The following is a 14,625-nucleotide window of genomic DNA, read 5'->3' on the forward strand; positions in this document are numbered from 1 at the left end:
AGTGCCATCCCCAGCGCGAATCGGCGGTGCCGTCGAAGACCTGCTCGTGCGCAGCGGCCGGTTCTTCACCCCCGGTGTCGAATCCGCGGATCTGCGCACTGTCAGCCGCATCGGCGGTCGTGAGGGCGACATCTTCTATCGCAACCGTTGGAGCCACGACAAGGTGGTGCGATCGACCCACGGGGTGAACTGCACCGGGTCGTGTTCGTGGAAGGTCTACGTCAAAGACGACATCATCACCTGGGAGACCCAGGACGTCGACTACCCCTCGGCCGGTCCCGACCGGCCGGGTTACGAGCCGCGCGGCTGCCCCCGTGGCGCCGCCTTCTCCTGGTACACCTACTCGCCGACGCGGGTGCGCTACCCCTACGCGCGCGGGGTGCTGGTCGAGATGTATCGCGAGGCCAAGCGGCGGCTGGGCGATCCCGTGCTGGCCTGGGCCGACCTGCAAGCCGACCCGGAGCGGCGCCGCGCTTATCAAAAGGCCAGGGGGATGGGTGGTCTGGTACGGGTGAGCTGGGACGAGGCCGTCGAGATGATCGCCGCGGCGCACGTGCACACCATCGCCGAATACGGTCCCGACCGGGTGGCCGGGTTCTCGCCGATCCCGGCGATGTCGATGGTCTCCTTCGCGGCGGGGTCCCGGTTCGTCGAGATGATCGGCGGGGTCATGACCTCGTTCTACGACTGGTACGCCGACCTGCCGGTGGCCTCGCCACAGGTCTTCGGCGACCAGACCGACGTGCCGGAGTCGGGTGACTGGTGGGACGCCTCGTATCTGATGATGTGGGGCTCCAATGTGCCGGTGACACGCACGCCGGACGCCCACTGGATGGCCGAGGTGCGCTACCGCGGTACCAAGGTCGTCACGGTCAGCCCCGACTACGCCGACAACACCAAATTCGCCGACGAATGGATGCCGTGCGCGGCGGGTACCGACGGCGCGATGGCGATGGCGATGGGCCACGTCATCCTCACCGACTACTTCGTGCGCGAACGGGAACCGTTCTTCGTCGACTATGTCCGCCAGTTCACCGATCTGCCCTTCCTGATCAGCGTGGTCGAACGTGACGGCCGTCTGGTTCCCGGCAAGAATCTCACCGCCGCCGATCTCGGCTCCAGCGCGGAGAACGCCGCCTTCAAGCCCGTGTTCATCGACAGCGTCACCGGTGAGCCCGCGGTACCGCACGGCTCGCTGGGGTTCCGATTCGGGCCGGAGGGCGTCGGGAAATGGAACCTCGACCTCGGCGACCTACAGCCCGCGCTGACCGCCGACGCGGGCGACGGGCGGTCGGTGATCGTGACGTTGCCGCGTTTCGACACCGTCGACGGCCACGGCGAGACGATCGATCGTGGTGTGCCGGTGCGGATCGTCGCGGGCCGCCCGGTCTGCACCGTCTTCGACCTCATGCTCGCCCAGTACGGCGTGGCACGGCCGGGGTTGCCGGGGGAATGGCCGAGCGGCTACGACGATCCCGGGTCGCCGTACACCCCCGCCTGGCAGGAGCCGATCACCGGCGTCTCGAGCGCGCAGGTGATCCGGATCGCCCGCGAATTCGCCACCAACGCAGTCGATTCCGGCGGACGCAGCATGATCATCATGGGCGCGGGCATCTGCCAGTGGTTCCACGGCGACGCCACCTACCGCGCGATTCTGGCGATGCTGCTGCTCACCGGCTCGATGGGCCGCAACGGCGGCGGCTGGGCCCACTATGTCGGGCAGGAGAAATGCAGACCGGTGACGGGCTGGTCCACCGTCGCGATGGGCACCGACTGGTCGCGCCCGCCGCGCCTGATGGCAGGCACCTCCTACTGGTACGCGCACACCGACCAGTGGCGTTACGACGGGTACCGCGCCGACGTGCTCGCGGCGCCGACCGGTCGCGGTCTGTTCCGCGACAAGCACACGATGGACGTGATGAGCTCGGCGGTGGCCATGGGCTGGACGCCGTTCTACCCCCAGTTCGACCGTTCGTCGCTGGACCTGGCCGACGAGGCGGCCGCCGCGGGCCTCGACCCGGTGGCCTACACCGTCGACCAATTGCACAGCGGCAAAATGCGTTTCGCGGTCCAGGATCCAGACAGCCCGAAGAACTGGCCGCGGGTCCTGAGCGTGTGGCGGTCGAATCTGCTCGGTTCGTCGTCCAAGGGCAACGAGTACTTCCTCAAACATCTGCTCGGCACCGGTTCCAACGTGCGCAACACACCCGCGGGTCCCGGGCACCGTCCAGTGGATGTGGTCTCGCCTGATCCGGTGCCGGAGGGCAAGCTCGATCTGCTGATGTCGATCGACTTCCGGATGACCTCGACCACTCTGTTCTCCGATATCGTGCTGCCCGCGGCGACCTGGTACGAGAAGGCCGACCTGTCCAGCACAGACATGCACCCGTTCATGAACGCCTTCACCCCGGCCATCGATCCACCGTGGGAAACCAAGTCCGACTTCGACGCCTTCGCCGCGATCGCGCGCGCCTTCTCGGCGATGGCTCGCGTGCACCTGGGGACGAGAACCGATGTCGTGCTCGGCACCCTTCAGCACGACACACCCGGCGCGATGGCCTACCCCCATGGCACCCAGTCGAATTGGCAGACCACGGGCGAGGTGCCGATACCGGGCAAGACGATGGGTCCACTGGCCGTCGTCGAACGCGACTACGCGGCGATCGCCCAGAAGTGGGCCGCGCTCGGACCGCTGGTGGAGCAGAAGGGGATGACCACCAAGGGCGTCACGGTGTTTCCCGATCAGGAGGTCATCGAGCTGGGCCACCTGCACGGGGTGATGGATTCCGGTGTGGCGGTGGGTCGTCCGGCGATGGAGACGGCGGAGAAGGCGGCCGAGACCATCCTCATGCTGTCGGGCACCTCCAACGGCAGACTCTCGGTCGCGGGGTTCGAAGAGCTGGACCGGCGCACCGGGCGTTATATGGTCGAGCTGGCCGAGGGCAGCGAGGAACGACGAATCACCTTCGCGGAGACCCAGGCTCGCCCCGTGCCGGTGATCACCAGCCCGGAATGGTCGGGCAGTGAGACCGGTGGCCGCCGCTACGCGCCCTTCACCCAGAACATCGAATACCTCAAACCGTTCCACACGCTCACCGGCCGCATGCACTTCTACGTCGACCACGACTGGCTGGAGGAGCTCGGCGAGGCGTTGCCGATCTACCGCCCGCCGCTGGACATGGCCAAGCTCTACGGCGAACCGGCGATCGGCGAGCGCGACGGTATCGGGTTGAGCGTGCGCTATCTGACACCGCACTCCAAGTGGTCCATCCACTCCGAATACCAGGACAATCTGCTGATGCTGGCGCTCTCGCGCGGCGGCCCGACGATGTGGATGAGCCCGGCCGACGCCGCGAAGATCGGCGTGCGCGACAACGAATGGGTCGAGGCCCTCAACCGCAACGGTGTGCTGGTGTGCCGCTCGGTGGTGTCGCAGCGGATGCCGGAGGGCGTCGTCTACGTGTATCACGCCCAGGAACGCACCATCGATGTCCCGCTCTCGGAAACGACCGGAACCCGTGGCGGTATCCACAATTCGATCACCCAGCTACTCATCAAACCCACCCACCTGGCGGGCGGGTACGCCCAGACCTCGTTCGCGTTCAACTATCTCGGCCCGACCGGAAACCAGCGCGACGAAGTCACCGTGGTCCGTCGCCGTAGCCAGGAGGTGACGTACTGATGAAAGTCATGGCGCAGTTGGCGATGGTGATGAACCTGGACAAGTGCATCGGCTGTCACACCTGTTCGGTGACCTGTAAACAGGCGTGGACCAACCGCACCGGCACCGAATACGTGTGGTTCAACAATGTGGAAACCCGTCCGGGACAGGGTTATCCGCGCACGTACGAGGATCAGGAGAAGTGGCGGGGCGGCTGGACCATGAAGAAGGGCCGGTTGCGTCTGCTCGGTGGCGACCGGTTCAGCAAGCTCGCCAATATCTTCGCCAATCCGAAGATGCCCGCGATCGGCGACTACTACGAGCCGTGGACCTACGACTACGAGAACCTGACCAATGCCCCACTGAGCGATCAGATCCCGGTGGCAGCGCCGCGCAGCCTGCTCACCGGTGAGCCGATGATGATCAAGGGTTCGGCCAATTGGGACGACGATCTGGCCGGGTCGCCCGAGATTCTCCCCGGCGACCCGGTGCTGGCGAAGGTGAGCGAGAAGGTCAAGGCCGATCTCGAACAGACCTTCATGTTCTATCTGCCGCGCATCTGCGAGCACTGCCTCAACCCGGCGTGCGTCGCGTCCTGTCCCTCTGGTGCGATGTACAAGCGCACCGAGGACGGGATCGTGCTCGTCGATCAGGACAAGTGCCGCGGCTGGCGGATGTGCATCTCCGGATGTCCTTACAAAAAGGTGTATTTCAACCACAAGACGGGCAAAGCGGAGAAGTGCACCTTCTGCTATCCGCGCGTGGAGGTCGGCTTGCCGACGGTGTGCGCGGAAACCTGTGTGGGCCGGTTGCGCTATATCGGGCTGATCTTCTACGACGTGGACAAGGTGCTCGACGCCGCCGCCGTCGCCGATGAGCGCGATCTGTACGAGGCGCAGGTGGATGTACTCCTCGATCCCGCCGATCCGGACGTTGTCGCGGGAGCGCGTGCCTCGGGTATTCCGGACAGCTGGATCGAGGCGGCGCGGAGATCCCCGATTCACGCGCTGATCAAGGACTTCCGGGTCGCGCTTCCGCTGCATCCGGAATATCGGACGATGCCGATGGTGTGGTACATCCCGCCGCTGTCGCCGGTGGTCGACGCCGTCAGCCGCGACGGTCATGACGGCGAGGATGTGGGCAACCTGTTCGGCGCGCTCGAATCATTGCGAATTCCCCTGGAATACCTGGCCGGGCTGTTCACCGCCGGCGATACCGACGCGGTGGCGGTGGTTTTGCGCAAGCTGGCCGCGATGCGGTCGTATATGCGCGACATCAACCTCGGACGTGAACCGCGAGCGGAGATTCCCGCGGCGGTCGGGATGACCGAGGAGAAGATGTACGAGATGTACCGGCTGCTGGCACTGGCGAAAATCGAGGACCGCTACGTGATTCCCTCGGCCTACGCCGATCAGGGGCATCAGCTCGAGGAATCCGTAGCCGACTGCGCCCTCGACTTCGACGGCGGACCCGGCATGTACGAACAGGTCTCGGGCCCCTTCGGCGAGACCAGTGGCAAGCCGGTGCCGGTCGCGGTGGAGACCTTCCACGCGCTCAAACAGCGCCAGACCAGTGAATCCGCCCCTTCGACCGGCGGCTCCCGGGTCAACTTGCTGAACTGGGACGGCAAGGGCGCACCGGAAGGCATGTTCCCCGGTGGCCGGAAATGATGCGCGCTCGCGCGGCCCGGCGCGCCGCCGAGCAGCGGCTGGTGTGGCAGGCGGCCTCGCTGCTGCTCGCCTACCCGGACAGCGAACACCGAACGCGGCTCGAACTCGTCACGCGACTGTGCGCCCACCTGCCAGGCGAGCAGGCCGGACCGTTGCTGCGGGTGGTGACAGAACTGGGCGAGCTCTCCGAAGTTGCTGCCGCACAACAGTTCACCGCGACATTCGACCTGCGCAGGCGGGCGACGCTGCTGCTCACCTACTGGACCGACGGCGATACCCGCAATCGCGGCATGGCGATGCTCGCCTTCACCGAGGCGTACCGCGGCGCGGGTGTGGAGCCGCCGACCGGCGAGGTCGCCGACCACCTTCCCGTCGTGCTGGAGTTCGCGGCCACCGTCGACCCCGTCGCCGGCGCGGCCCTGCTCACCGCGTATCGGCGCGCGATCCACGCGATCGGACTCGCACTGTCGGACGAGGATTCGCCCTATGCCCCGGTGCTGGCCGCGGTGGTCGCGACCCTGCCGCCGGCGACCGAACAGGATCTCGGCTGGGCCCGCAGGCTGGTCGAGGTGGGACCGGCCGCCGAATCGGTGGGACTGGCGCCGTTCACTCTCACCGTGCCGCCGCGCCGAAGCGCGCACGAGCGCGAACCCGCTGTAGTGAAAGGACATCGGTGACATGGCTGCCAACGAGGTGTCGGCGGGCGAGATCTACTGGGACATCGTCCCTTACGTGAGTCTGGCGATCCTGATCGTGGGCACCTGGTGGCGCTACCGGTACGACAAATTCGGCTGGACCACCCGGTCGTCCCAGCTGTACGAGTCCACGCTGCTTCGCATCGGCAGTCCGCTGTTCCACTACGGGATGATGGTGGTGATCGTCGGCCACATCATCGGGCTGGTCATCCCGGAATCCTGGACCGACGCCATCGGCGTGAGCCAGCACGTCTATCACATCCAAGCGATCGTGCTCGGCAGTATCGCGGGCGTCGCCACCCTCACCGGCATCGTGTTGCTGATCTATCGTCGCCGCCGCAACGGCCCGGTATTCACCGCGACCACGCTCAACGACAAGCTCATGTACCTGGTCCTGGTCTGCGCGTTGATCACCGGGCTGGCGACCACCCTGCTGGGTTCCGGCGCCGTCGGTCCCGAGCACAACTACCGGGAGACGGTGTCGCCGTGGTTCCGCTCCATCTGGATCCTGCGGCCGCGCGGCGACCTGATGGCCGAGGCGCCGCTGTCGTTCCACATCCACGTGACGATCGCGTTGATCTTGTTCGCGATCTGGCCGTTCACCCGGCTCGTGCACGCCTTCAGCGCACCGTTGAGCTACTTCTACCGCCCTTACATCGTGTACCGCTCCCGGGCGACCGCCAAGCCTGATGAGCTGATCGGCTCGCGCCCGGAGCGGCAGGGGTGGTGAGTCACCAGGAGTGGGCGACGTCGACGACCACGCGGGTCGGGTTGTCGAAGGTGCTCACGCGGAAGGGGAGGCGGGCGCGGACGCCGAGACCGAAGGTGGTCCGGCCTTCGAAGGAGCCGGCGAACGCGACTTGGCGGAAGGTCGGATAGCCGCTCGTCGAGAGCAGGTCGGTGCGGTTCGAGGGGTTGTAGGTGCTGTTGCCCGCGTCGTCGTAGGCGGGGGCGAAGACCGCGATCTGGAGGAACCCGCCGCCACGGAGGGGGACGGTCGCGCCGGAGCCGTCCTGGGTGACGGTGCCGACGTACCCGACGAGGTAACCGGCGACGGGGCCGGACAGGTCGATGACGAGTCGGTCGAAGCACTCGTGGCGGCCCGCGCGAACATCGGCGACGGTGGCGGTGGAGTAGTTCGGCGACGTCTTGTCCTGTGAACCCCAGGTGAGTCCGCAGTCGGACGGAGCAGCGGCCGCGGGCAGCGTCGAGAGGCCGACGCAGGCGGTGAGTGTGGCGAACAGGACGAGGAAGCGACGCATGTCGCACCGCCTTTGATCTGGGGCCTTCGGGCTCGCGGAGCAGTACCGATTTATCGAACGGATCAGGCATCGCGTTAGCGTCGGTCCGGTGTCGGGTGCGCGGCGAAACGTAGGATCGCAGGTCACGAGTCAACCGGAGGTGGATGTGTTCCTGTGGGAGCAGCACTGCTGTCTGCCGTTGCGGCACACGGCGCGGGTCGCCGAGCTGGCTCGGTATCCGTTGGGGTCGTATCTTTCGGTGAACGTGGGGTATTCGGCGCAGACCAGGGACGATTCGCTGGCGCTGCTGCACCGGTTCCGCGCCGACGCGGGAGCGGATCCGCGGTTGCGGCTGGTGGATCGGGTCGGCGATATCGGCGCGCCGGAGGTGATCTCGCTGGCGTTCGATCTGGAGGATTCCGGGCCGCTCGACGGCGATCTCGACAATGTGGAGCTGTTCTACGACCTCGGCGTGCGTTCGCTGCTGCCCACCTACAACCATGCGAACGCGGCGGGTTGCGGTTGTCTCGACACCGAGGACACCGGGCTCACCGGGTACGGAAAAGACTTGGTGCGCAAGCTCAACGAGGTAGGGATGTTCGCCGACGGCTCGCACTGCTCGCGCCGCACCGGGCTCGACATCGCCACGCACACCAGCGTCCCGATGATCTACAGTCACTCCAATTTCGCCGCGCTGTGGGAGCATCCGCGCAACATCAGCGATGAGCAGGCGCGAGCGTGTGCCGCCACGGGCGGGGTGATCGGCGTGAACGGAGTCGGCATCTTCCTCGGCCGCAACGAGCCTGCCGCCCGTGCCGAGCGGGTCACGGCGGTCGCCGATCACATCAGGTACGGCGTCGATCTGGTCGGGATCGACCACATCGGGATCGGATCGGACTATTCGTTCGACGGCCAGGAGTTCAACGACGAGATCCGCGACAACCCCGGTGCGTTCTCCGAGTCCTACACGAAATGGGGCCCACTCCAGTGGACTCCACCCGAGGACCTGTTCGGCGAATCCGAGGTGCCGGGCCTGGACGAGCTCCTCGCCGCGCGCGGATTCACGCCCACCGAGCGTGCGGCGATCTTCGGCGGCAACTTCGCCCGGGCCGCGAGCCACGTCTGGCGGGCGTGACCTGTGCCGAAGCCGGTTGATCGACCCCGCCGGACCGTGTTCGGTGCGCGGCGGGGCGTTCCGGGTCTCGCTCAGGCGAGGCGGACGAGCATCTTGCCGGTGTTGGCGCCGGTGAGGACGCCGAGGAACGCGGCGGGGGCCTGGTCGAGGTCCTCGTAGACGGTTTCGGTGGTGGTGAGGGTGCCGTCGGCGAGCCAGCCCGCGGCCTTGGCGATGTACTCGCCGAAGATCGGGAAGTAGCTGGTCACCAGCATGCCGCGCAGCGTGATCTCCTTCGTCGCCGCGAGGTAGAGGTCCGGGCTCTGCTGGGCGGTGGCGCCGTTGTAGCCGCTGATCGCGCCGACCAGGGCGACCCGGCCGTGCTGGTTGAGCGCCTCGATGGCGACCTTCAGGTGTTCGCCGCCGACGCTGTCGAGGTAGACGTCGACGCCATCAGGTGCGGCGGCGGTGAGCTGACCGCCGAGATCACCGGCGCGGTAGTCGATCGCCGCGTCGAAACCGAACTCCTCGAGCAGCTTTCGGGCCTTGACGGGACCACCGGCCGAACCGATCACCCGCTTCGCGCCGAGCGCCTTGGCGATCTGGCCCGCGGCGCTGCCCACCGCGCCCGCCGCGGCCGAGATGAACACGGTGTCGCCGGGCTTCACCTGGGCGACATCGGTGAGTGCGGCGTAGGCGGTCAGCCCGGTGGTGCCGAGCACACTCAGGAAGTGCTGCGGCGCGGCGAGTTCCGGGTCGATCGGGGTGACGGTCGCGGCGTCGACGACGGCGTGTTCGCGCCAGCCCGTGAAGTGCGAGACCGTCGCGCCGACCGCGATATCGGCCGAGCGGGAGGCGATCACCTCGCCGACGGCTGAACCGTCGAGGGCCGCACCGAGTTCGAACGGCGGGATGTAGGAAGCTTTGTCGTCCATCCGGCCGCGCATGTACGGGTCGACCGACATCCAGGTGTTGCGGACCAGGATCTGGCCTTCGCCCAGCTCCGGCAGTTCCCGTTCGACGAGGGCGAAGTCGCCGGCGACCGGTGCGCCGTTCGGGCGGGCGGCGAGGTGGATCTCGCGGGTGCGGGTGGGCAGTGCGCGGGTGGCCGTATTCGACATGATCGAGCCTTCTTTCGAGGTCAGCCGGTGTTTCTTGCCGGTGATGACTACGTTATGGCGGCCGAGTTCACCTTCCCAGGTCCGCGCACGCCACCGCCCGGTCCGTTCACGACAGACCGGGCGGTGGTGGTTACTCCTAGTCGGCGACGGGCGTCGGCACCAGCGCGGCCGAGCGCTTGCGCGCCACGAACTTCTCGTAGAGGAAGAAGTACCCCTTCACGTACTGCCCCACGAGGATCGCGTTGACGATCGTGCCCTCGCGAATGAAATGCGGTGCGCCGAGGAACAGCAGGCCGATGCCCGCCGACAGCGCCAGCAGCGTGCAGTCGAACACCGTCTTGATGTTGCCCCACTTCCGGCCGGTCTTCTGCTGGATCGTGTTCACGAACAGATCGATCGGCATCAGGATCAGGTTCGCCCGGATCATCATGAACAGGCCCAAGGCCAGCATCGCGTCGGCGAAGACCAGCAGTACGACATCGGCCGCGTACGGCTCGAGCTGGATCCACTCGGTGAGCCACAGGTTCACGTCGAGCAGCACCGCCAGGACCAGCGCCGGAATCATCGAGAGCAGGTAGCCGGCCTTGAATGCCTTCGGTCTGACCAGGAAGGTCAGGCCCAGCATGATGACCTCGAGGATGAGGTTGTAGTTGCCCTGGCTCAGCGGCGTGAACACCAGCGTCATCGTGCGGGTGAGGCTGCTCTGCGGGGAGATGCCGATCCCGGCCCTGATGGCGAGGCTGAGGCCGAGCGTGAGGATATAGATTCCGGCGACGTAGGTGATCCAGCGGCGGACCTTGTTTCCGTTGTCGATGACTGCCGCGTCGTTGTCGTGTTGCATTGCGGTGGATCCCTTGCTCTGGTAGCCGAGGCTATTTCATGAAGCCGAAGCGGTCGAGCGAGATGAACAGGGTGAGTAGCTTGTTGACGACCGGCTCACCTTCGTTGTGGTTGCCCAGCTTCGCCAGTGCGTCGTCGATCGAGCGGGTCGCTTCGACGAGCTCGGCGAGGTCCATATCGGCCATCACTCCGTAGAAGTCGAGCGGCAGAACGGCTTTCACCTGCGCATCCTCGGTCACGACACAGCCGCCGACCAGACCGTCCAGGTGCCGGAGGTTCTCGCGCATCTCGGTACTGTCGCTGCCGACGACCACGAAGTAGGCCGCCGGAGCCGGCCAGAAGGTCGAGACCGCGCCGCGGTCGAGCGAAACGCCGGTGAACAGCGCGTTGACTATGTGGCGCTGCCCGTCGGCATAGCGCTGCACGACCGAGATCCGGTTGAGGCGAACGCCTTCGAGCTCGGGGACGACGACGCCCTCGCGCATCGGGACCCAGACCTCCTGCGCGAACTTGAGATGCCCGCGTCCGTACACGTCGAAAAGCAGTACTTTCGCCCGCGTGCCGTCCTCGGAGATCTCGATCGGGGTGAGCTCGAGCTGCTCGGCGCGCAGGTCGGCGAGGCCGGGCCGGGGCTGCTTGGTCAGGACCGAGTAGTCGATGCCGACCGGTTCGAGCAGGCGACGGTCCTTGGCGACGAGCTTGCCGCCCTTGAACACATAGCGGGGGTTGATCGTGGAGAGGCTGTCGGTGAGCACGATGTCGGCGAATCGTCCCGGGCTCAGCGAACCGAGGTCGCGGTCCTTGTGGAACGAGCGCGCGGTGTACAGCGTGCCCATCTTGATCGCCTGGATCGGCGGCATGCCCATCTCGACGGCCAGCGAGATGACCCAGTCGATATGGCCTTGCCGCAGCACCCGATCCACCGAGATATTGTCGGCGCACAGCTGGAAGTTCTCGGCGGGCCAACGGCGTTTCACGATGGCGCGCAGCATCGTTCGAATGACCTCGGGACTGCCGACACCGAATTTGATCTGGGTATTGAGCCCGTAGCGGATGCTTTTCTCGATATCGTCTTCGTTCCAGACGTCGTGGTTGTTGTCGACGCCGATGGCGGGCATGTAATTCAGCAGCATGTCCGACAGTGAGGTGACGCCCCAGTGGCAGTTCACGAATCCCGCGTTCGCGCGTCCGAGCGCGGACTTGCGGAAATCGTCGGCGTTGCCGGTCATATAGGACAGGTGGGCCAGTTCGCCGAGGCCGATCACCGGATCCATCGCCAGCATCGCCTCGGTGACCTCGGGTGAGGTCTTCTTTCCCGGTGCGAAGGCATAGAGCCGGTACGGCAGCTTCTCGTGGTCGGCGAACAGCGCGCGGGCGGCATCGATCGCATCGTCGCCTGCGGCACTGGCGAAATCGAGCGTTTCCCCGAAAACGGTGGTCGTTCCGCTCGGCACGATCGCCTCACCGAATGCCGCCGGATGCGCGAGCTGGGATTCGAAGTGCAGGTGCGCGTCGATCAGGCCCGGAATCGCGTAAAGGCCCTCGCCGTCGAAGGATTCGCGGTATCGCACGATCGATTCGTCGGGATTCAGCGCGATGATGCGTTCACCGTGGATCAAGAGCGAACCGGGGTAAACGGATTCGGTGTGCACATCGAGGATATGCAGATTGCGCAGCAGCAGGTCGGCTTCTTGCTCCCCCTCCAAGATGCCGAAGATTGTCCGTACGTGGTCGTCTTGGGTGGCGACCTCGGTGGTCGAATTCTGCTGGGCCATGGTGGTCCTCACTTCGAAATTCACTGTTGCTTGCCTGTATTGATTGGACGCGACAAACACCGTTGCCCACAAGCATGCGTTTTCGCACGAGGTGTACTAAATTTTCGTACAGTTCCGAGGAGGAGGTGCGCAATGCTCCATTCGCGTTTGCTGCAGTACATCGACGAGGTGGCGCGTCTGGGGTCCATCCGCGCGGCCGGTGCCCGCCTGCACGTGGCGCCCTCGGCGATCAACCGCCAGATCCTGCTGTTCGAGGCCGAACTCGACCAGCCGCTGTTCGAGCGCCTGCCCCGCGGCATGCGCCTGACCCCGGCGGGTGAGGCGCTGCTCGCGCACATCCGGCAGACGCTGCGGCAATACCGGGAAACCGTGGCCGATATCCGCGATCTGCGTGCCCTCGGCAGCGGTGAGGTCGTGATCGCCACGATGACCGGCCTGGCCAGCAGCGTCGTCGCCACCGCCGCGGCGACGTTTCGTACCCGTCATCCGCAGGTCAGGATATCGATCCGCACCATGTCGACCCTCGATATCGTGCAGGCGGTCGAGAACAGCGAGGCCGACCTCGGTCTCGGTTTCAATATTCCGTCTTCCACGCGGCTGGAGACCTACTGGCGGATCAACACCCGGCTCGGAGTCGTTGTCTCCCCGCGTCATCCGCTGGCGGCCATGGACACGGTCCCGCTCGCGCAGTGCACGCCGTTTCCGCTGATCTTCGCCGATCGCTCGATGGTGATCCACGGCATCGTCGCCGAGGCTTTCGCGAAAGCCGATCTCGATATCCAGCCCGCGTTTCACACCAACTCGATCGAGACCATGAAACGGCTCGCGACGTCCGGTGAGGCCATCGCCTTCCTCAGCGAATTCGACATCGCCGAGGAAATGCGCGACGGTCGTCTGGCCTTCCGGCCGGTCCGCGACGCCTTCAGCGACAACGTCATCTCCCTCGTACGACGGGAGAAACACGGTCACGGCCTGGCCAGTCTGCTGCTCGCGGACGAGATCGTGGGAGCGCTGCGGCCCGGTGAGCGCGACTAGCGGGTCGCGGTGGGCGAGGTGCCGGTCCAGCGGTGGAAGGCCTTGCGCAGTGCTCGGTCGTCGGTGAACGCGAGGCGGCCCGCGACGGTGGCGGTGCTGTGTCCCTGGTCCAGCAGGGTTTTCGCCCGTTCGTGACGGAGCAGGTCGAGTTCGTCGCGCCAGGACGTGCCGTGTTCGGCGAGGTGACGTTGCAGGGTGCGCTGGCTCATGGCGAGGCTTTTCGCGACCCGGGGCAGGGCTGGATCGCCCGCGTCCAGAGCCGCGCCGAGGGCGCTGCGAAAGGCGTCGAGGGGATCGGCGATCGGGCGGGCGGAGGCCAGAACCAGGTCGGCGTGGCTGCGCATCAAGTCGGCCAGCATCGGGTCCGCGCGGGTGTACGGTGCGTTGGCGTCGTCGGCGTGGAAGGTGATCGCGTCCGATTCGGCGTCGAATTCGATATCGGCGGTACCGAATACGGCGACCAGTCCGGAGTGTTCGGCCGGGGCGGCGTGACCGAAGCTCACCCGGGTGGGCACGAGCGGTCGGCCGGTCGCTTCGCGCGCGCGGCGCAAGTAGTAGGCGAGCACGTACTCGTTGACCACCGCGGCCACCGCCGGATCGCTGGCCGACGTCCGGTAGCCGATGGTGAGATCCCCGTCGCCGGACAGGTCGAAACCCTCGGTGGCCGCGGTGACCAGGCGGTGGTACGGCTGGGCCGCGCGCAGCGAATCCACGAGTGTCGCACCGGTTGTCACCAGATAGTCCCAGGTGTTCAGTGCGCCGAGTGGTGCGGCGGCGGCGATCGCGGCCCCTGATCCGGCGCCGGGCCGGGCGTGGGCGATCAATTCCCACAATCGCAGCAGTGAACCCATCGGGATCCGATTGAGCTCGCCGCGCAGAGTCGCCTCGTCGATGCCGGCCACGCGGGCCAGCTGCTCCTCGGCGACCGCCGCCTCCCTGGCCGCCTGAACGAGCAGCCGGACGAGGTGGGTGGACGCGGTGCCATCGAGCCGGCTACCGATGCCTTCCGCCGACGCACCACCGCTCACCGGACCGACAGTACTGGGCGCGGTAGTGAGCGGTGGCGGGCCGACGTTGTGCTCAGGCCGAGGTTTCGATGGTCAGGCCCGCGTCGGACCAGTCCTGGATCCCCTCGCGGTACTTGCGAATGTTGGTGTAGCCCAGTGCTTCCAGCTTCATCGCGACGGCCTCGCTGTTGCCGCACGCCGCGTTCGAGCAGTAGGTCACGATGGCGGCGTCACGGTCGGGGAGCAGCTCGGCGGCGCGGTCGGCGACCTCGTCGGCGGTCAGGTTCAGCGCACCTGGCAGGTGGGCTTTCGCGTAGTACTCGGGGCCGAGAGCATCGAGCACGATCACGCTGTTCGCCGCTATTTCCGCGGCCAGTTCGTCGCGGGTGATGAGTGCGGTCATGGCGTTCACCTCATGTCGTTCGAAAGAATTTATGTGCGTGCACACGCTACTAGTTGTGTGCGC

Annotated in this window: 12 protein-coding genes; 6 read left to right on the forward strand and 6 right to left on the reverse strand. The window is 66.4% G+C overall.

What is annotated here, in order from left to right:
• Position 1: 1 nt before the first annotated feature.
• From ACFVVI_RS13385 to narI, 4 genes are read left to right on the forward strand one after another with little or no spacing between them, the layout of a single operon-like run.
• On the forward strand, positions 2-3,682 hold the full coding sequence (locus ACFVVI_RS13385; protein WP_387445581.1) for a nitrate reductase subunit alpha: 3,681 nt from the start codon (positions 2-4) through the stop codon (positions 3,680-3,682).
• Entirely contained in the window at positions 3,682-5,331 is a 1,650-nt protein-coding gene (narH, locus tag ACFVVI_RS13390) for a nitrate reductase subunit beta (RefSeq protein WP_387445583.1), read from the forward strand. The genes ACFVVI_RS13385 and narH overlap by 1 nt, the downstream gene beginning before the upstream one ends.
• Positions 5,331-6,008, forward strand: coding sequence for a nitrate reductase molybdenum cofactor assembly chaperone (narJ, locus tag ACFVVI_RS13395; RefSeq protein ID WP_387445880.1), 678 nt, complete (start codon positions 5,331-5,333; stop codon positions 6,006-6,008). Before narH ends, narJ begins: the two co-directional genes overlap by 1 nt.
• 16 nt (positions 6,009-6,024) lie before the next feature.
• Positions 6,025-6,756, forward strand: a complete 732-nt coding sequence (gene narI, locus ACFVVI_RS13400; protein WP_387445881.1) for a respiratory nitrate reductase subunit gamma — start codon at positions 6,025-6,027, stop codon at positions 6,754-6,756.
• Position 6,757: 1 nt separating this feature from the next.
• On the opposite strand, the gene ACFVVI_RS13405 is transcribed toward narI, so the two are convergent.
• Positions 6,758-7,288 (reverse strand): hypothetical protein, encoded by a 531-nt coding sequence (locus ACFVVI_RS13405; RefSeq protein WP_378991168.1) that lies wholly within the window; start codon positions 7,286-7,288, stop codon positions 6,758-6,760.
• A gap of 139 nt (positions 7,289-7,427) precedes the next feature.
• On the opposite strand from ACFVVI_RS13405, the gene ACFVVI_RS13410 reads away from it, so the two are divergent.
• Positions 7,428-8,402, forward strand: coding sequence for a dipeptidase (locus ACFVVI_RS13410; protein ID WP_387445586.1), 975 nt, complete (start codon positions 7,428-7,430; stop codon positions 8,400-8,402).
• A 71-nt stretch (positions 8,403-8,473) separates the two neighbouring features.
• Here ACFVVI_RS13410 and ACFVVI_RS13415 read toward each other — a convergent pair whose 3' ends face one another.
• The 3 genes from ACFVVI_RS13415 to ACFVVI_RS13425 form a co-directional block, all read right to left on the reverse strand.
• Complete coding sequence (locus tag ACFVVI_RS13415; protein WP_387445588.1) at positions 8,474-9,502, reverse strand: NADP-dependent oxidoreductase; 1,029 nt, start codon at positions 9,500-9,502, stop codon at positions 8,474-8,476.
• A gap of 136 nt (positions 9,503-9,638) precedes the next feature.
• Positions 9,639-10,343, reverse strand: a complete 705-nt coding sequence (locus tag ACFVVI_RS13420; protein ID WP_387445589.1) for a YitT family protein — start codon at positions 10,341-10,343, stop codon at positions 9,639-9,641.
• Between the two features lie 31 nt (positions 10,344-10,374).
• Positions 10,375-12,129: an adenine deaminase C-terminal domain-containing protein gene (locus ACFVVI_RS13425; protein WP_387445591.1), complete on the reverse strand. Its 1,755-nt coding sequence runs from the start codon at positions 12,127-12,129 to the stop codon at positions 10,375-10,377.
• A 120-nt stretch (positions 12,130-12,249) separates the two neighbouring features.
• Between ACFVVI_RS13425 and ACFVVI_RS13430 the strand changes: the two genes are divergently transcribed.
• Positions 12,250-13,152: a LysR family transcriptional regulator gene (locus ACFVVI_RS13430; RefSeq protein ID WP_378991161.1), complete on the forward strand. Its 903-nt coding sequence runs from the start codon at positions 12,250-12,252 to the stop codon at positions 13,150-13,152.
• Here ACFVVI_RS13430 and ACFVVI_RS13435 read toward each other — a convergent pair.
• On the reverse strand, positions 13,149-14,180 hold the full coding sequence (locus ACFVVI_RS13435; protein ID WP_387445594.1) for an AraC family transcriptional regulator ligand-binding domain-containing protein: 1,032 nt from the start codon (positions 14,178-14,180) through the stop codon (positions 13,149-13,151). The two genes, ACFVVI_RS13430 and ACFVVI_RS13435, sit on opposite strands and share 4 nt — an antisense overlap.
• 52 nt (positions 14,181-14,232) lie before the next feature.
• Positions 14,233-14,562: a rhodanese-like domain-containing protein gene (locus ACFVVI_RS13440; RefSeq protein ID WP_387445596.1), complete on the reverse strand. Its 330-nt coding sequence runs from the start codon at positions 14,560-14,562 to the stop codon at positions 14,233-14,235.
• Between the last annotated feature and the right edge of the window lie 63 nt (positions 14,563-14,625).

The organism is Nocardia sp. NPDC058114 (assembly GCF_042884695.1).
GTDB lineage: Bacteria > Actinomycetota > Actinomycetes > Mycobacteriales > Mycobacteriaceae > Nocardia.

What these genes read in the sequence shown, in the direction of transcription:
- narH (WP_387445583.1), top strand. Translation starts at nt 3,682, where the DNA reads ATGAAAGTCATGGCGCAGTTGGCGATGGTGATGAACCTGGACAAGTGC.
- narJ (WP_387445880.1), top strand. Translation starts at nt 5,331, where the DNA reads ATGCGCGCTCGCGCGGCCCGGCGCGCCGCCGAGCAGCGGCTGGTGTGG.
- ACFVVI_RS13405 (WP_378991168.1), bottom strand. Translation starts at nt 7,288, where the DNA reads ATGCGTCGCTTCCTCGTCCTGTTCGCCACACTCACCGCCTGCGTCGGC.
- ACFVVI_RS13415 (WP_387445588.1), bottom strand. Translation starts at nt 9,502, where the DNA reads ATGTCGAATACGGCCACCCGCGCACTGCCCACCCGCACCCGCGAGATC.
- ACFVVI_RS13420 (WP_387445589.1), bottom strand. Translation starts at nt 10,343, where the DNA reads ATGCAACACGACAACGACGCGGCAGTCATCGACAACGGAAACAAGGTC.
- ACFVVI_RS13430 (WP_378991161.1), top strand. Translation starts at nt 12,250, where the DNA reads ATGCTCCATTCGCGTTTGCTGCAGTACATCGACGAGGTGGCGCGTCTG.
- ACFVVI_RS13440 (WP_387445596.1), bottom strand. Translation starts at nt 14,562, where the DNA reads ATGACCGCACTCATCACCCGCGACGAACTGGCCGCGGAAATAGCGGCG.